The organism is Frankia sp. R43, from assembly GCF_001306465.1.
Classification (GTDB): domain Bacteria; phylum Actinomycetota; class Actinomycetes; order Frankiales; family Frankiaceae; genus Parafrankia; species Parafrankia irregularis.
Genome location: NZ_LFCW01000001.1, coordinates 1,734,672 through 1,751,827, shown reverse-complemented (window position 1 = coordinate 1,751,827; position 17,156 = coordinate 1,734,672). Strand labels below are relative to the sequence as shown.

The window sequence follows — 17,156 nt, the reverse complement described above, 5'->3', positions numbered from 1 at the left end:
GGGCAGGCTGGCGGGCGGGCGCGAGGAGCCGGCAGATGGGCGGGAACGCCGCGCGAACCCGCCCTGCTGCCCCCTCCGGCCGCGCCCCCGCGCGCGTCGTCTACCGGAAGGTGTCCAGCAGCCCGTCGACGAGGTTGTCTGCCAGATCGGGGTCGATGACCAGCTCGTCGTCCCCGCGTACCCGCAGGCAGGAGGCGTGCATCCCCGCTCTGGTGACACCGACCGCCAGGCGGACGTCCTGGCGCTCCGGGTGGTTGGCGGCCCAGTGCTCGATGTCGCGCTCGTCGTAGGGAACCTCGGCCTCCGCGCTCGGCGGCAGCACGACGAGCTCGGTGACGAGGACGCAGCCGAGGACCTCCGGCGGCCAGCCGATGCCAGCCAGGACTTCGTCAAGCCGCCCCTGGGGGAGCGGTTCCTGCTCCACCGGCGTTAGTGAACCTGGTGGAGCGTCGCCGATATGGGGGGCCAGGCCAGGTTCACGCATGAGCAGCTCGGAAGTGTCCGCGAGTGCGTAGACCTGGCTCGGCTGGTCCCACCCCAGCTCGGCGACGTGTCGTTCGACCTCCAGGACGACGGAGGTCAACTCGGTGATGCTCGGAGTGGTCACCGACCCATCCTCTCGGATCTAGCCGAACACGGCTGGCGTAGGTTGCCCTGGTAGGCCGGGCAGCAGTGCCAGGAACGGACGGAGGAGCTCGTGGCAGGAACCAGTCGCAGGCCGCCACTGACACGGATGCGCGTGCTCGTGCCGGTACTGGTCGTCCTGGTCCTGATCATCGTGGCCGGTGTTTCGACCCGCCTCTACACCGACCTTCTGTTCTACCGTTCGGTGGACTTCAGTAACGTCTTCAAAACCGTGGTATTCACGCGAATACTTCTGTTCGGGCTCTTCGGCGCGGTGATGGCCATTGCCGTGGGAACGAACATAGTACTCGCCTACAGGTTGCGTCCGCCGAGTGACCTGTCGGCCGAGCAGCAGAGCCTTGAGCGCTACCGGGTGGCGATCGAGCCGTACATGCTCCCCGTTCTGCTGGCGGTCTCGGCGGTGTTCGGCCTCCTCGCCGGGCTGTCCGCGTCCAGCCGGTGGCGAACCTGGCTGCTGTGGATCAACCGCGAGCCGTTCGGCGAGGTCGACGCGCAGTTCCACCGGGACATCAGCTACTACACGTTCACCTATCCGTTCCAGCGTTTCCTGCTCGCCTTCCTCCTCACCGCGGTGCTGCTTTCGCTGCTGGTCGCGGTGCTGACGCACTACCTGTTCGGTGGCATTCGGCTGCAGTCCCCCCGGGACCGGGTCGCCCCGGCGGCGAAGGCGCACATCTCGGTGCTGCTCGGGCTGCTCGCCCTGCTCAAGGCGTGGGCCTACTACCTGGACCGGTTCGGCCTGGTGTTCTCGTCCCGCGGTGTGGCCACCGGTGCGTCCTACACCGACGTTCACGCGGTGCTGCCGGCGAAGCTGATCCTGCTGTTCATCTCGCTGGCCTGCGCCGTGCTGTTCATCTACAACATCTTCCAGCGGGGCTGGACGCTTCCTCTGCTCGGCGCCGGCATCCTCGTGCTCTCCTCGGTGGTCATCGGCGGGATCTACCCGGCGATCGTGCAGCAGTTCCAGGTCAAGCCGAACGAGGCCTCCCGCGAGGAGCCGTACATCACCCGCAACATCGGCGCGACCAGATCCGCCTACGGCATCCAGGACGTCGAACCGGCCTCCTACCCGGCCAGTACGAAGGCGACGGCGAAGGAGATCGCCGCCGACACCGGAACGGTGCCGAACATCCGGCTGCTGGATCCGAGCAAGATGTCACCCACCTTCCAGCAGCTCCAGCAGATGCGCGGCTACTACGGCTTCCCGCAGACGCTCGACGTCGACCGCTACACGACGACGGAGGACGGGAAGACCACGACCCAGGACTACGTCGTGTCGGTTCGTGAGCTCAACCAGGACGGCCTGAGCGACGACCAGCGCAACTGGATCAACGAGCATCTGACGTACACCCATGGCCGGGGCTTCGTGACGGCGCCGTCCAACACCGCCAACGACGGGCGCCCCGCCTTCAACCAGGCCAACCTGCCGGAGACCGGCGACCTCGGCGTCAAGGAGAGCCGGATCTACTTCGGCGAGATGTCGCCGGAATACTCGATCGTCGGCACCCGCCAGCAGGAGATCGACGGCCCGGGCCCGGGGGACACCCAGCTCACGACCAGCTACGACGGCGACGGCGGCGTCTCGATCGGTTCCAGCTTCCGGCGCGCGCTGTTCGCGCTCCGCTTCGGGGAGCCGAACATCGTTCTCTCCAGCGACATCACCAGCGACTCGCGCATCCTCTACGAGCGCAACCCGCGGGACCGGGTCAGCAAGGTGGCACCCTGGCTCACCCTCGACGGCGACCCCTACCCGGCGGTCGTCGACGGGCGGGTCACCTGGATCCTCGACGGCTACACGACGTCCGACGCCTACCCCTACTCGGCCCGGGTGACCTTCGGCGACGTGACGGCCGACTCGGTGACCGCGCAGAGCCGCAACCGCACCCAGCAGCCGGAAAACAAGGTGAACTACATCCGGAACTCGGTGAAGGCGACGGTGGACGCCTACAACGGGACGGTCACCCTGTACGCCTGGGACGAGCAGGACCCGGTGCTGCGGACCTGGATGAAGGCCTTCCCCGACACGGTGCGCCCGAAGAGCGAGATCTCCGACTCCCTCAAGGAGCACCTGCGCTACCCGGAGGACCTGTTCAAGGTCCAGCGGGACCTGATCGGCTCCTACCACGTGGACAACGCGCGGGACTTCTACTCCCAGGAGGACTTCTGGGAGGTGTCGAAGTCCCCGGACGACACCGGCAAGCCGCAGCCGCCGTTCTACGTCTACAGCCAGCTCCCCGGCCGGGCCGAGCCGTCGTACAACCTGACCTCGCCGTTGATCTCGGCCCGGTCGTCCAAGCTCGCCGCGTATATGGCGGTGTCGATGGACCCGGACAACTACGGGCAGTTCACGTTGCTGCAACTACCACGGGGCGCCACCATCAACGGGCCGGTGCAGGTGCATGACGCCATCGAGGCCAATGCCGACGTCGCCAGCAAGCTGACCCTCTGGCGCGGCCAGGGCTCGCAGACGATCGAAGGCAACCTGCTGACGCTGCCGGTGGCGAACGGCCTGCTGTATGTGGAGCCCTACTACGTGCAGGCCCGGGGCTCGACCGGCTACCCGACCCTGCAGGGCGTGGCGGCGGCCTTCGGTGACGGCATCGGCTTCGGCTCGACGCTGGCCGACGCGCTGAACGACCTCTTCGGCGCCGGTGCCGGCGACGCTGCCGCGGGTGCGGGCACCTCGGCTGCGCCGCCGACGACCGGGGAGTCCGGAACGGGTTCCGGGGCCGGGCCGGGAACCACGACGACCACGCCCGGCGGCGGTGATCTGGCGAGCGCCGTCGCCGCCGCCGAACGCGCCTACCAGGCCGGTGAGGACGCGCTGGCGAAGAGCCCGCCGGACTTCGCCGCCTACGGCAAGGCCCAGCAGGACCTGCAGGCCGCGCTCGACCGGCTGCGGGCAGTGGCCTCGCCGACCACCGCCCCGCCCACGTCGGCACCGTCGGCGGGGGCGACGGGCGGGGCGGCCACGCCGGGAGCGAGCGCCTCGCCAGGCGCGGGTGCCGCGTCGTCGCCGCCAGCCGCGGTGTCGCCCTCACCCTCGCCCGGCTAGGGCCCCGCGGCCCCTCGGTCGCCGTGGCCCCCGCGGCCACGGCGACGTCGGTGGAGCCCGTCGCCGTCGTGGTCACGCCGACGATCCGTCCGGCTGCGGTCCGGCTGCGGTCCGGCTGCGGTCCGGGTCGGCGACCGCGGCTGACCGCCCGGGGCCCGCGGACACAGGGGGAGCACGGAGCGCCGAGTCTCCTCTGCTGCAGGCGGAAAAACTGGTGGGGCCACCGATTTGACATCCAGCCTCAGCGTCCCTGTATAGTAAAGACACACCGACGCGGGGTGGAGCAGCTCGGTAGCTCGCTGGGCTCATAACCCAGAGGTCGCAGGTTCAAATCCTGCCCCCGCTACAAAGCGAAATCTCCCCTCAGAGAGAAAGTTCTCTGAGGGGAGATTTCATTTGTGGGTTGTTTGCCGGTTTTGCCTAACTGGTTCTGTAGGTGATAGAGAACCGATCAGCCCGCCGCTCTGCCGGCACCACAGGTGGTTGTACAGCCCGCCCGCCGCGAGCAGCTCGTCGTGGGTGCCCTGCTCCGCGATCCGCCCGCCGTCCAGGACCACGATCCGGTCCATCGTCAGCAGGGTCGACAGCCGATGGGCGATGGCGATCACCGTCCGGGTGGCCCACAGGTCCTCCAGCGCGTCCTGGACGAGCCGCTCGCTCTCGCTGTCCAGCGCGCTGGTCGCCTCGTCGAGCACGAGGATCGGCGCCGGGTTCAGGAACGCCCGGGCCAGGGCGATGCGCTGTCGCTGCCCGGTGGACAGCCGGATGCCCCGTTCGCCCACCAGGGTCTCGTACCCCTCCCTGGTGGCGACGATGAACTCGTGGGCGTGGGCTCGACGCGCCGCCGCCATCACCTCGTCGGGGCTCGCCGTGGCGGCGTTGCCGTAGATGATGTTCTCCCGGATCGAGCGGTGGAACAGGGTGACGTCCTGCGGCACGTAGGAGATGAGCCGGGCGAGCTGGCGGTCGTCGATCGGTGATCCGTCCAGGAGCAGGGTGCCGGTCGGCAGCGGGTAGTAGCCGAGCAGCAGCTTCAGCAGGGTCGACTTGCCGCTGCCGCTCTGGCCGACCACCCCGATCTTCTCGTTGCGGGCGATGTCGAGGGTGATGCCCCGCAGGACCGGCCGGTCGGGGTCGTCCGGGTAGGCGAAGGACAGGTTGTCGAGGCGCAGCACGCGGGTGTACATGGCGACCGGCGCCGCCGGCCGCTGTGGCTCGTCGTGGTCTTCCCGGTGCTTGTGGTCTCCCAGGTCTTCCAGGTCTTCCAGGTCTTCCAGGTCTTCCTTGTCTTCGCGGCCGGCGCGGCCGGCGGGGTCCTCGTGATCCTCGCGGCGCTCGCGGACGATGTCGCGGTCGCCGAAGAGATACCGGTAGGCCTCCTCGACCCGGGCGAACTGCAGGTTCATCTGGGAGACGATCCACACCGTCGCCCAGATGTAGTCGGAGAACGCCATCAGCGCGGCCAGGAAGGTCGCGAACTGGCCGAGGGTCAGCTCGCCGTCGAGGTACAGGTGCAGGTTGAAAAGCACCGTCGCCGGCCAGAGTACATACCGGACCACAAGACTCATCGACGCGAAGTAGACGAGGTTCCACCGGTAGGAGGACGCCGCGGCCCGGGCGACCCCGCGCCGTCTGGTGCGCACCCCGTGGTGCTCGGCGCGTTCCCGCCCGAACGACTTCACCGCGACGAAGTTCGCGATGACGTCGATGACATGGCCCTCGAGGTCGGAGGAGGTGTCGGCGGACGTCCGCTCGCGGGCCGCGACCTGCGCCACCATCGCCCGGCCGAGGAAGATCATCAACAGTAGGCCGCCGGCGAACACACAGCCGGTGGGGAGGTTGACGGTGAACATGATCGCGACGAGTACCGGGACCCGGACGATCTCCTCGCAGTACTGCCAGTACACCGCGTCCAGGAACTGGCGGTACTCCCGGCCGAGCGTCGTGACATAGCTGCTGATCTTGCCGGTGAACGTGCCGACGAAATAGGGATACGGCTGGTTGATCACCTTGGTGAAGACGAGGTCCTCGTACTCGTAGCCATGGGGGAGGATCAGCCGCACCCACAGCAGCTCGCCGCCGCGGTAGAGCAGGTCGTGGCCCACGCTGGCGCCGATCAGCACGGCGGCCCAGCCGAACGCCGTCGAGTGGTCGACCGACGTCCCGGTGAGGGCCGTGACAAACCTGCCGACAACGGCCGGTACCACGGCGAGCAGCGCGTTCGACAGAACGAACACGAGCAGAACCGCCGCCGCGCGCCAGCGATAACCATGGATATGGGCGAAAAACGAATGCAGCCCGGGATGGCGACGACGGGTGGGTGGTGGTCCGTCCGCCGGCGTCAGCGGACGGACGGTGCCAGCCGCGCCCGCCGAATCGACCGCGCCGGCGGGCGGGGGTGTGGACGTGACGGCCATTGCGAAACAGTGGCGCGGGTACCGGTTCTCCGCATCTGAATAATTACCGGGACGACATTCCGCGAGGTCCGCGTACTGGCGCTGATGCCCGGTCAAGATCGGTAGTCGGGTCGTGCGGGCGAGAATCGCGCTCCAGGAACGAACCCGGCTGCCGTCTGGCAGTGGCCGGTCGCCCCGCTCGGCTCGGCTTGCCGGCCCGAGCGCGCGCGGGCCGGCGATGGAACGACTCCCTGATCGTGGCCGGCGGGCGCAGCCATCTGCCGATCCGCTACGAGTTCGGCTGACGGCTGACGGCTGACGGCTGACCGCTCGGCTGGATCGCTGACCGCGTCCGACCGGCGCGCCGGTCGGACGCGCGCCTGTCACGGTCGTGGGGGCGTCCGCCAGGGGCTTGCCGGGCGCAGCTGGTCGGCTGCCCACAGCAGTGATCGGGCCAGGGCGCGGGCCTCGTCGGGGTCGAGATAGGCCGCGGCCAGGCTGTCGAGCATCGGGGCGTCGACCCGCAGCAGGACGACGGGTGCCGCGCCTGTGCTGGCGGGAGGCTCAGGCCGGACAGTGATCTCCGCCTGCCCGATCTTCGTGATCAGGATGCCGTCCCGCGGGTCATGGTGGACGAGCGCCATGGTCTCCTCTTCGATCGAGCCGGAAGCAACCAGTTCTCGTGAAGGGTTGGACTCCCGTTGGCTCTTCATGGTTGCTCGCGGGTGGTTCTTGTCGTTTTGTCGACGCCCCGCCGTCAGCGGGCGCCCCAGGAGTAGGTCTGCTTGACCAGGCGCAGGTAGACGAACGTCTCCGTCTCCCTGACCTGCGGCAGTGCCCGGATCTGATCGTTGATCAGGGACAGCAGGTGCTCGTCGTCCTCGGCCACCAGCTCGACCAGGATGTCGAAGGTGCCCGCGGTGAGCACGACGTAGTCGACCTCGGGCAGCTGGGCGAGCGCGTCGGCGACCTCGCGGGTGTCGCCGGAGACCCGGACGCCGACCATGGCCTCACGGCGGAAGCCGACGCGCAGCGGATCGGTCACCGCGACGATCTGCATGACGCCGGCGTCGAGGAGGCGCTGGACGCGCTGGCGTACCGCCGCCTCCGAGAGGCCGACGCTGGCGGCCATCGAGGCGTAGGAGCGCCGCCCGTCCTGCTGGAGCTGCTCGATGATCGCCTTGTTGATGTCATCCAGCAGCGGCTCGGCTGCCTGGCGCTGACCGGGCGACCGGCGTGGCTGCACGCGACATCCTCCTGGATGGTTCGTCCGACGGACGTCGATCGTGGGGTGGTTACTCGCTGTGCGTCATCGTATTGCGGTCGTGGCACCAATAGGGATGCGGTCTTCACAACCCTTGCTTTCCACCGATTCCATTGTAAACGCCATCCTGGGTCTACGATTTCAGTAGGCGACAGCAGAGGAGGGCGCGGTGATGGTTCCGGACGCGACGACCCTGTCTTCTGGTCCCGACGTTTCCGCCGAGACGATCGCCGGCCTGATGGCGCGCGAGGAACGCGCGCTGGAGAGCCGTACGCAGGGGTCGCGGGCCCTGCACATCCGGGCGGCGCGGACGATGACCGGCGGGGTCCCGTCGTCCTACCAGGCCCGCGAGCCCTGGCCGATCTATCTCACCCGCGGCAGTGGCTCGCGGGTGTGGGACGTCGACGGCAACGAGTACTCCGACTTCCACAACGGGTACGGCTCGATGGTGCAGGGCCACGCGCACCCGGCGATCGTGCGGGCCGTGAGCGAACGGATCCCGCTCGGATCACACTTCGCCATGCCGACCGAGGACTCCGTGGTGGTCAGCGAGGAACTGGCCCGCCGCTTCGGCCTGCCGCAGTGGCGTTTCGTCAACTCCGGCTCCGAGGCGACCATGGACGCGATCCGGATCGCCCGCGGGGTGACCGGCCGCGACCCCATCATGAAGATCTTCGGCTCCTACCATGGGCACCACGACTACGTGATGGTCTCCATCGGCGCGCCGTACGACGACATCGGCCCGCCCGACCGGATGAACTCCCTCAGCTACGGCGCCGGGATCCCGCAGGCCGTCGTCGACCTCACCGTGGCGGTGCCGTTCAACGACGCCGCCGCGATGCAGCGACGGATCGAGGCGCTCGAGGCCGAGGGCCGCAAGCCCGCCTGTGTGATCATGGAGGCGGCCATGATGAACCTGGGAGTCGTGCTGCCCGAGCCCGGGTATCTGCAGGCCGTCCGTGAGATCACCCGCAGGCACGGCATCGTGCTGATCTTCGACGAGGTCAAGACCGGCCTGTGCGTCGCCGCCGGCGGCGCGGTCGAGCGGTTCGGCGTGCTCCCGGACATGGTGACCCTCGCCAAGGCGCTCGGCGGCGGGCTGCCGACCGGTGCCATCGGCGCCACCGAGGAGCTGATGGCGGTGGTCGCCTCGGACAAGGTGAAGCAGGTCGGTACCTACAACGGGAACCCCCTGGCGATGGCGGCGGCGCGCGCGAACCTGCTGGAGGTGCTGACCCCCGAGGCATACGCCCACCTGGACCGGCTCAACGACCGGCTGATGGCGGGCTGCCGCGACATCCTGGCCCGGCATGGCCTGGCTGGTTACCCGGTCGGGATCAGCTCCAAGGGCTGCGTCCACTTCACCGACGCCCCGATCCGCGACTACACCTCGTTCATGGCGCACCAGAACGCGGCCCTCCCGGAGCTCGCCTGGCTCTACAACGCCAACCGGGCGGTGCTGATGGCTCCCGGCCGCGAGGAGGAGTGGACGTTGTCCGTGCAGCACACCGACGCGGACGTCGACCGCTACCTGGACAGCCTGGACGCGATGGCGGGAGACCTCGCCCGCCGCTGACAGTGCCGCCGCCGCTGACAGTGCCGCTGGCTGCGGGCCGCTGACAGTGCCGCTGGCAGCCGCTGCCGGCAGCGCCGCGTCACATGCAGCGGCCCGTACGGCCTCCCGCGGTCAGTGGCCCCCGGTGAGCGCCGCCAGGACGGAACCGAGCCGGGACGGCCGACCGGTGCGGTTCTCCCTGGCGTCGACCGCGCGGGCCAGCCGGGTGCCGCCGGTGATGCCGAGCCATCGCAGCGGCTCCGGCTCCCAGCGCCGCCGTTCGCCGCGCACCCAGGGCAGGCCGGTCCGCTCCGAGCTGCGCCCGGTGATCAGCTCGGCCAGGGTCTGGCCGGCCAGCGCGCTCGCCGCCACCCCGTCCCCGACGTAGCCGCCGGCGTGTGCCAGCCCCGTCGCGCGGTCCAGGTGGACCGATGGCGTCCAGTCGCGGGGCACGCCCAGCGGCCCGCCCCAGCGGTGCGTGATCCGAGCCGTCGCCGCGGTTGGGAACAACGTGGCGAGGGTCTGCCGCAGCTGGTCGAAGATGGCCGGCTCGACGTCGAAGGACGGGTTGATCCGGGAGCCGAAGTGGTACGGCGTGCCCTCGCCGCCGAGCACGATCCGTCCGTCGGCGGTGCGCTGCGCATAGATGATCATGTGTCGGTCGTCGGTCACCGCCACCCTGCGCTCCCAGCCGATCTCGTCCCACGTCGCGGGGCCCAGCGGCTCGGTCGCCACGACCAGGGAGTAGATCGGCACGACCTCGCGGCGCAGCCCCGGCAACGTGGCGGTGTAGCCCTCGGTGGCGCGCACGATGACGTCGGCGCGCACGACCCCGCCGTCGAGGACCACCCGCCCCGGAACGATGCGGCGGGCCGGGCTGCGTTCGAACACCGTGACCCCGCGGCGCTCGGCGGCGGCCGCGAGCCCGCGCACGAGGCGGCCCGGATGCAGCACCGCGCAGTCGGGGTCGAGCACGCCGCCCTCGGCCCCGGCGACCCGGACGATCCCGGCGACCTCGTTCGCGTCCAGCCACTCGGTGCCGGCGGTGCGGCGCAGGCGGGTCGCCTGGGCCGGCGTGGTGGCCACGCGCAGCGTCCCGGCCTTGACGAAGTCGCAGTCGATGCCCTCCTCGCGGGCGATCGCCCCGATCTCGTCGATGGTCGCCGCCAGCGCGGGACGCATCTGCGCGGCGAGCGCGGCGGTCGGGAACAGCGCCGAGCACCAGCCCCCGTTGCGCCCGGACGCGCCGAAGCCGACGGTCTCCTTCTCGACGACGACCACCCGCAGCGCCGGATGGGTGCGGGCGAGGTGGTAGGCGGTCCAAAGGCCGGTGTAACCAGCACCCACCACGCAGACGTCGGCGGTGAGCGCGCCGCGGGCGCGGGGACCGAGCGGGCGGCCCGGCTCGTCCGGGGCGCCGGCCCATAGCGACCAGCCGGTCGGGCTCACCAACGCGCGGTCCGCGCCGCTGTCGCCTGGTCGGGCGTCGTCCGATCCGGTCTCGTCCGATCCGGTCTCGCCTGGCCCGTTCTCGCCTGATCCGGTCTCGAACGGGCGGGTGTCGCTGTCGCTCACGGTGTCCGTGCCTCCGCTGGGACGTGCCGGTCGTCGTGGCTGCCGGTCCAGGCGCGCGACCGCAACCACCGCGGTCCCCGGTCCCCGGGCCCCGCATCCGTCCCGGGACCCGCATCAGGGTCGCATCCACCCGATGCCGGGGCCGACAGCGGGTTTCTGAGCGACTTCCAAAACGCCCATAAACGAAGGTTTCGATTGTCGAGGAGTCGGCCCGGCACGCTATCCGCGTCGAAAGGTTCGTGGAACCATCGGGTCCGATGGGTAGGGGCCTTGGACCCGAGGAAGCGCGCACTGAACGCCAGCAGAGGGAGAAGGCGGATGGACCGGACGCTGAACAACTTCGTCGGCGGGAAGTCGGTGCCGTCGCGGGATGGCCGGACAATGCCGGTACTGGATCCCTCCACCGGTGAGATCCTCGCCCACGCGCCGATCTCCGCGGAGGTGGACGTCGACACGGCCGTACGCGCCGCGGCGGAGGCCTTCGAGGAATGGCGGTACACCACCCCGGGCGAGCGGTCCCGTGCGTTGCTGCGGCTGGCGGACGCCGTCGAGAGCCGGGCGGACCAGATCGCCGCGGTGGAGTGCGCGAACACCGGGAAACCGCTTCAGCTCACCCTGGATGAGGAGATCGCGCCGTCGGCCGACCAGATCCGGTTCTTCGCCGGCGCCGCCCGGCTGCTGGAGGGACGTGCCGCCGGGGAGTACCTGGCGGACCACACCAGTTACGTCCGGCGTGAGCCGGTGGGGGTCTGTGCTCAGGTCACGCCGTGGAACTACCCGTTGATGATGGCGGTCTGGAAGATCGCGCCCGCACTGGCCGCCGGGAACACGGTCGTGCTCAAACCGGCGGAGACCACGCCGGCCAGCTCGCTGCTGCTGGCCGAGATCGCCGCGGAGTTCCTGCCACCGGGTGTGCTCAATGTGGTCTGTGGTGATCGTGATACCGGGCGTGCGATGGTCGCCCATCCCGGTCCCGCGATGGCTTCGGTGACCGGCAGCGTCCGGGCCGGGATGGAGATCGCCCGGGCGGCGGCGGACTCCCTCAAGCGGGTGCATCTGGAGCTCGGCGGCAAGGCGCCGGTGATCGTCTTCGACGACGTCGACCCGGCGGAGGTGGCGCCCGCCATCGCCGGTGCCGCGTACTTCAACGCGGGGCAGGACTGCACGGCGGCCACCCGGGTGCTGGCCGGGCCAGGCATAGCCGACGAACTGGCGAACGCGCTCGCCGAGGCCGCGCGCGTGACCGTCACCGGCCCGCCCCGCCAGCCGGGAGCGCCCCCCGGCACCAGCGCTGGCGCTCGCGCTGGCTCAGGCGCCGACGCCGACGCCGACTTCGGGCCCCTCAACAGTGCCGGCCAGCTCGAGCGGGTCAGCGGGTTCGTCGAGCGCAGGCCGGAGCACGCCCGCCTGCTCGCCGGCGGGACGACCGATGACCGGCCCGGGTACTTCTACCCGGCCACCGTCATCGCGGGGCTGCGCCAGGAGGACGAGCTGGTCCAGCAGGAGGTGTTCGGCCCCGTGGTGACAGTCCAGACGTTCTCGTCCGAGGACGAGGCTGTGACCTGGGCGAACGGCGTGGAGTACGGACTTGCGTCCAGCGTCTGGACAGCTGACCACTCGCGCGCGATGCGTGTCACCCGGCGGCTCGACTTCGGCTGCGTGTGGGTGAACACGCACATTCCGATCGTCGCGGAGATGCCGCATGGAGGGTTCAAGAAGAGTGGATATGGAAAGGATCTGTCCGTCTACGGGCTCGAGGACTACACCCGTATCAAGCACGTCATGCACAACTTCGCATTCCAGGGCGGGCGGCGGTGACGGTCGGTGGCCGGAAGTCGGGAAGAGCGGCGGGTGGTCACGCGGAGCCCAGGAGCCGGGAAGGATCTACGCAGCCGCTTCGTGACCGTGCACGGATATCGGCGCGCCTATCTGCGGGCGGGCCGGGGCCCGGCACTCCTGCTGATCCACGGTATCGGGGACAACTCGGGAACCTGGCGTGACCTGATCCCGGAGCTGGCACGGAGCCACACGGTGATAGCCCCGGACCTGCTCGGGCACGGCCTTTCGGACAAGCCTCGGGGTGACTACTCGGTCGCGGGCTATGCGTGCGGGATGCGGGACCTGCTCACCGTCCTGGGCATCGAGCGCGTGACCGTCGTCGGCCATTCGCTGGGCGGGGGAGTGGCGATGCAGTTCGCCTACCAGTTCCCGGCCCGCTGCGAACGGCTCGTCCTGGTCTCGGCCGGAGGTGTCGGGCCGGACCTGCACCCGCTCCTGCGGGCCGCGACGGTCCCGGGCTCGGGTCATGTGCTGTCGCTGTTGGCCAGTGCGCCGGTCCGTGGGGTCAGCCCGATGGTCGTGGGCGCGCTGCGGCTGCTGCACACCGATGTGGGCCGGGACGCGGACGATCTGATGCGGGTCTTCGCCTCGCTGCAGGTGTCGACGGCCCGGCAGGCGTTCCTGCGCACCCTGCGTTCCGCCGTGGACGGCAGGGGACAGGCGATCACCATGCTCGACCGGTGCTATCTCGCTGCGGGTATGCCCTCGCTGATCGTGTGGGGTGAGCACGACGGTGTCATCCCGGTGGAACACGCCAGGATCGCGCACGCGGCCATGCCGGGAAGCCGCCTGGAGATCTTTCCAGACGCCGGACATTATCCGCACCACTCGGATCCGGTCCGATTTCAAGCTGTTCTGGAGGATTTTCTGGCCACCACCCGGCCGGCCAGTCACTCGGATCGACAGTGGCGCGCGTTGCTGCGCTCCCACGGCTCGGGTGGCGAGCGCGGTGAGGGCGGTGAGGGCGAGCGCGGTGAGGGCGAGCGCGCTGAAGACAGGCGTGGTGAGGGCGGGGGCCGTGGTGAGGGCGTCGGCCGCCGCGGTGCGGGCGGTCACCGCGGTGCGGGCCGGCCGCAGCCGTTGGCACCCCCGCCAGGGGTGCGACCGGCTCCCGCTGGCGGAGGTACCGCTGTCGGCGGCGGATGACCTTCGTAACCGCCGGGCGCCGTTCGCAGCGGGGTACGGTGCGATGGGCGCTCATGCCGCGGCGGCGGGATCTGGGCGCGAGATGCCTCGGCGAAGCAACGTGCCGGGTGTACTTGTCCTCATCTGTCTCAGGCGAGCCGTGGACATTACCGGACAACAACTCGCCCGACAAGTACCGGCCGGGCAAGTTAAGTGGACATGTCCAACCGACATCCCGCCATGCCGACCTCGGTCGAAGTAACGCGGCTGCTTCGGTGCCGACGGGTGGCTCCGTCCGGCGACCAGATGATGGTGTGGAGGTGGTGGGGGACACGGGGGTGTCCCCGTGACGGTTGCGCATTACTCTGGCGTGGCCGCTATCGCGAAGTTCATGGAGCGGGAAGGCGCGTTTCTGGCTTATCCTTGGCTGGTAACGCTAATGCCCGTCAAAACCTCGGAGGTCGACCGTTGGCACGCCGTGCGCGACTGAGCTGGCCGCAGGAACATCATCAGGCGAGTGAGGTGGTCGTCCGTCGGGTCGACCCCGGTCGGGGCTGGACCCTCGAACAGGCTCGTGACCTCGTCGAGCAGGGGTACTCCATCGAGAACGTCGCGGAACGGACAGGTTTTCCCGCGAAGATGCTCGACGTCGCCGTCAAAGACTGACTAGTCCTTCATCCCGGCGTTCGTGGAGTCGCGGGCCCGGTGCTGTGGGCATGCTTCCGGGTGTTCGGAGTCGTCGAGATCCTTCGAGTCGGGCAGGGGCCTGTGGTTCCGGTTGCCGACCGTGTCAACAAAGCGTCCGAGCGTGTCTGCTGTCGGCGCCTCATCGCGTACGTCTTGGCCACGATGTGTGGTCTTCCGCTCTGGCTGACTCTGAGAACTTCACTGAATTGGGGCGGTCAGGTCAATCGTCCTAGTAGTGGTACAGTCACATTCGGCCTGTGAGTCACCCCCAATCGGGTGACTCTTTGTTCTCGTGTGTGTCACTTATTGCGGGCGAGCGGTTCCGGATGATCGGATTCCCGTTAGGTATCCGTGCCCGGTGGCTGTCCGGAACCGGGCAGCCCTCAAGGACCGGCCGTCAGCCATCAGAGGTAAGTGGTCAGCCGTCCGAGGTAAGTGGTCGCCGTGGCCTCGGCGTGGCGGTCACCGCGACCAGCCGGTGCAGATGGTCCGAGTAGAGGCCGTCGAGACCGTAGCCGAGCAACCGCCGCAGCGTCGCCGTGGACTGTGCGTCCCACCCGAATGCAAGGATTCCGGCCGCGTGCAGGTCGGCCACGACGCCGGCCCGGGCCGGCGTCCACTCCCGCGTGCGCAGATTCAGGGTGTCCACGCCGGCGTCCCGCAGGACGCGGGCATACGCGGCGGCACCGCCGTTCGCGGCCACCTCCGCGGCCGAGGTGGAGTTCACCAACCTGACATCGCCGTCGAGCCGCCGCCACGCCCGTAGGTCGGACAGCGGGCCACACAGCCACAGCCGCCGCAGGGCGGCCTGGCCGCCCTCGGCCCGGACGACGGCGAGAACCGCTTCGGCGGCCGCCGTCGTGGACATCCCCGCGGGGCGGCCCTTCAGGTCCAGGCTGAGCTCGAAGGGCCGGCCGGCGTCCTGGTAGAGCTCGGCGAGGGTGGGCATCCACCTCGGCAGGTCGGCCCGGCGCAGCTCCGCCACCCGCCGCCGCCACGGGAGCCAGGCCGGGCCCAGCGTCGCATCGTGCCGCAGCACCGGGACGCCGTCGGCGGTCAGCCAGACGTCCGACTCCAGGCCGTTCGCACCCGCCGCCAGCGCGCGCCGGAAAGCCGGCAGGGCGTTCTCCCGCTGGCAGAGAGCCGGCGCGCCGCGGTGCGCGAAGCCGATCACCATGATGGTGCCGGCCGCACGCCGACCACCCGGAGCCGCACCGGGCGGGCCGAGGTCCGGGCAGGTCGCGTCAGGTGCGTCGGGCGCGTCACCGGCGGCTCAGCTGGTGAAGTGCTTCAGGGCGAGGTCGTGCAGGTGGCCGTTCGTGGTGAGGATCGTGCCGTGGGACGGCCCGCGCTGCCCGCGCAGGTCGGTGAAGCGCCCGCCGGCCTCCTCGACGATGATCTGGAGGGCGGCGAGGTCCCACAGCGAGACCTCGGGCTCGCAGGCGAGGTCGACGGCGCCCTCGGCGACCATCATGTGCGACCAGAAGTCGCCGTAGGCCCGGCTGCGCCAGACCTGCTCGGCGAGGCTGAGGAACTCCGGCAGCCGGTCGGCCGTCCGCCAGCCCTCGATCGAGGCGAACGAGAGGAACGCGTCGGACAACCGGGCGACGGAGGAGACCCGCAGGGCGCGGGTGTCACCGGTGGCGTTCCGGGTGAAGGCGCCCATGCCCTGGGCGGCCCACCAGCGCCGGCTCATCGCCGGTGCGCTCGCGACACCGACGACCATCTCGCCGTCGACCTCGAGACCGAGCAGGGTTCCCCATACGGGCACCCCGCGGACGAAGTTCTTGGTGCCGTCGACGGGGTCGAGAATCCAGCGCCGGCGCGTGTTCTCACCGACGAGGCCCTCCTCCTCGCCGAGCACGCCGTCGCCGGGCCGCGCGACGGCGAGGCGCTCACGGATCATGGACTCGACGGCGGTGTCCGCGTCGGAGACCGGGGTGTTGTCGGGCTTCGACTCGACGTGGAGGTCCACCGCCTGGAAACGGGAGAGGGTGATCCGGTCGGCGGCGTCGGCGAGGCTCAGTGCGAGCGCGAGGTCGTCGGCCAGCCAGCCGGTGGGGTCGACCGCCCCGGCCGGGTTGGCGCTGACGGGGCTCGGGTTTGACGGAGTCACGAGGGAAGACTACGAGTTTCGACGTCGCGGGATCAGCCCTGCGCCCACCGGGCGTGCGGCCTCGATCCGGCCGTCTCGGGCCGCGGGCACATCGTCAGGGGCCGCTGGCCCGCTGTTATCTGGTGTCGCCGTGCGGGTCGGCGGCTCCGCCGGGTCGGCAGGTGTCCGCCCGTAGAGGGCCTGGGACCACACCAGCGTGAGCGTTCTCACTACGACGGCGGGATCCGCCCGCGGATGGCGGCCGAGCGTTTCGCGCAGATATGTATCGGTCATCGCCATCAGCGCCCGTGGGCTCTGCGGGTGCTGGTCGCCGGGAACCGCGCCGCGGGTGCGTTCCCGGTCGACCCGCTCGGCCACGGCGGCGGCGAATCCGTCCACCGTCGCCTGCTGGTAGCGGGCCGCGAGGTCGGGGTCCGCCGCGGCGGCGTCCGCGATGGCGCTGAGGATGAGCCCGTGCCGCTGGTAGACGTCGACCAGGGTCTGCGCGGAACGCCGGCAGTCCTCGGCCGGGTCGCCGTTGCCGTCGAACCAGGCGGACGACGTCGCCGAGAGCTCGCCCTCTATCTCGTGGAGCAGCCGGCGCAGCAGATCGGGAAGGTCGCGGAAGTAGGCATAGAACGCCGACCGCCCCAGCCCCGTCCGTGCCATCAGCGCGGCCACGGTGATCGGCACGTTGGTCTCGGCGGATCCGATCATCTCCGTCGCGGCCCGCAGGATCTCGCGTTCGGCCTCCACCGGCTGCCGGCGCCGGCGGCGGGCTACGCGGGCGAACTCGCTCGCGCGCGGCACCGTCCCTTGATCAATCACAGCCCGAGACTAGGTGCCCCGTTAGCATGATCACCCGATCGGGATCAGGGTTTGTTGATCACATGGTTGAAGCTAGCCCTGCGCGACCGCGC

13 protein-coding genes and 1 tRNA gene are annotated in these 17,156 nt (G+C 70.1%); 6 read left to right on the top strand and 8 right to left on the bottom strand.

Going from position 1 to position 17,156, the window contains the following annotated elements; genetic code table 11:
- Positions 1-100: 100 nt before the first annotated feature.
- Positions 101-607, bottom strand: coding sequence for a PPA1309 family protein (locus tag ACG83_RS06650; RefSeq protein ID WP_054565145.1), 507 nt, complete (start codon positions 605-607; stop codon positions 101-103).
- 90 nt (positions 608-697) lie between these two features.
- On the opposite strand from ACG83_RS06650, the gene ACG83_RS06645 reads away from it, so the two are divergent.
- Entirely contained in the window at positions 698-3,700 is a 3,003-nt protein-coding gene (locus ACG83_RS06645) for a UPF0182 family protein (protein WP_054565144.1), read from the top strand.
- Between the two features lie 272 nt (positions 3,701-3,972).
- Positions 3,973-4,046: transfer RNA gene (locus ACG83_RS06640), tRNA-Met, on the top strand.
- A gap of 46 nt (positions 4,047-4,092) precedes the next feature.
- Here the strand turns inward: ACG83_RS06640 and ACG83_RS06635 are convergent.
- The 3 genes from ACG83_RS06635 to ACG83_RS06625 all read right to left on the bottom strand — a co-directional run bounded on the left by ACG83_RS06635 (position 4,093) and on the right by ACG83_RS06625 (position 7,342).
- Positions 4,093-6,117, bottom strand: a complete 2,025-nt coding sequence (locus ACG83_RS06635; RefSeq protein WP_054565143.1) for an ABC transporter ATP-binding protein — start codon at positions 6,115-6,117, stop codon at positions 4,093-4,095.
- A 362-nt stretch (positions 6,118-6,479) separates the two neighbouring features.
- The gene (locus tag ACG83_RS06630; protein WP_054565142.1) at positions 6,480-6,740 is read right to left on the bottom strand and encodes a hypothetical protein; all 261 of its coding nucleotides are present in this window, start codon (positions 6,738-6,740) and stop codon (positions 6,480-6,482) included.
- Positions 6,741-6,853: 113 nt separating this feature from the next.
- Complete coding sequence (locus tag ACG83_RS06625) at positions 6,854-7,342, bottom strand: Lrp/AsnC family transcriptional regulator (RefSeq protein WP_006544921.1); 489 nt, start codon at positions 7,340-7,342, stop codon at positions 6,854-6,856.
- Positions 7,343-7,532: 190 nt separating this feature from the next.
- On the opposite strand from ACG83_RS06625, the gene ACG83_RS06620 reads away from it, so the two are divergent.
- A complete protein-coding gene (locus ACG83_RS06620) occupies positions 7,533-8,936 on the top strand; it encodes an aspartate aminotransferase family protein (protein WP_054565141.1) in 1,404 nt (467 codons plus the stop codon).
- Positions 8,937-9,047: 111 nt separating this feature from the next.
- Here ACG83_RS06620 and ACG83_RS06615 read toward each other — a convergent pair whose 3' ends face one another.
- Positions 9,048-10,490 (bottom strand): FAD-binding oxidoreductase, encoded by a 1,443-nt coding sequence (locus ACG83_RS06615; protein WP_054565140.1) that lies wholly within the window; start codon positions 10,488-10,490, stop codon positions 9,048-9,050.
- Between the two features lie 318 nt (positions 10,491-10,808).
- Between ACG83_RS06615 and ACG83_RS06610 the strand changes: the two genes are divergently transcribed.
- The 3 genes from ACG83_RS06610 to ACG83_RS45760 all read left to right on the top strand — a co-directional run bounded on the left by ACG83_RS06610 (position 10,809) and on the right by ACG83_RS45760 (position 14,120).
- Positions 10,809-12,308 (top strand): gamma-aminobutyraldehyde dehydrogenase, encoded by a 1,500-nt coding sequence (locus ACG83_RS06610; RefSeq protein WP_054565139.1) that lies wholly within the window; start codon positions 10,809-10,811, stop codon positions 12,306-12,308.
- A 33-nt stretch (positions 12,309-12,341) separates the two neighbouring features.
- On the top strand, positions 12,342-13,475 hold the full coding sequence (locus ACG83_RS06605; protein ID WP_054565138.1) for an alpha/beta fold hydrolase: 1,134 nt from the start codon (positions 12,342-12,344) through the stop codon (positions 13,473-13,475).
- Positions 13,476-13,922: 447 nt separating this feature from the next.
- Entirely contained in the window at positions 13,923-14,120 is a 198-nt protein-coding gene (locus tag ACG83_RS45760) for a hypothetical protein (RefSeq protein ID WP_006544926.1), read from the top strand.
- A 439-nt stretch (positions 14,121-14,559) separates the two neighbouring features.
- Here ACG83_RS45760 and ACG83_RS06595 read toward each other — a convergent pair whose 3' ends face one another.
- The 3 genes from ACG83_RS06595 to ACG83_RS06585 all read right to left on the bottom strand — a co-directional run bounded on the left by ACG83_RS06595 (position 14,560) and on the right by ACG83_RS06585 (position 17,046).
- Positions 14,560-15,318 carry a glycerophosphodiester phosphodiesterase gene (locus ACG83_RS06595; protein WP_054565137.1) on the bottom strand — a complete coding sequence of 253 codons (759 nt, stop codon included), beginning with the start codon at positions 15,316-15,318 and terminating at the stop codon, positions 14,560-14,562.
- Between the two features lie 96 nt (positions 15,319-15,414).
- Positions 15,415-16,257, bottom strand: a complete 843-nt coding sequence (gene hisN, locus ACG83_RS06590; RefSeq protein WP_054565136.1) for a histidinol-phosphatase — start codon at positions 16,255-16,257, stop codon at positions 15,415-15,417.
- Positions 16,258-16,266: 9 nt separating this feature from the next.
- A complete protein-coding gene (locus ACG83_RS06585) occupies positions 16,267-17,046 on the bottom strand; it encodes a hypothetical protein (RefSeq protein ID WP_054565135.1) in 780 nt (259 codons plus the stop codon).
- Positions 17,047-17,156: the final 110 nt, after the last annotated feature.

Bases quoted from the DNA above. Each gene is read 5' to 3' on its own strand.
- ACG83_RS06595 (WP_054565137.1), bottom strand. From the start codon at position 15,318: ATGGTGATCGGCTTCGCGCACCGCGGCGCGCCGGCTCTCTGCCAGCGG.
- ACG83_RS06630 (WP_054565142.1), bottom strand. From the start codon at position 6,740: ATGGCGCTCGTCCACCATGACCCGCGGGACGGCATCCTGATCACGAAG.
- ACG83_RS06635 (WP_054565143.1), bottom strand. From the start codon at position 6,117: ATGGCCGTCACGTCCACACCCCCGCCCGCCGGCGCGGTCGATTCGGCG.
- ACG83_RS06610 (WP_054565139.1), top strand. From the start codon at position 10,809: ATGGACCGGACGCTGAACAACTTCGTCGGCGGGAAGTCGGTGCCGTCG.
- ACG83_RS06620 (WP_054565141.1), top strand. From the start codon at position 7,533: ATGGTTCCGGACGCGACGACCCTGTCTTCTGGTCCCGACGTTTCCGCC.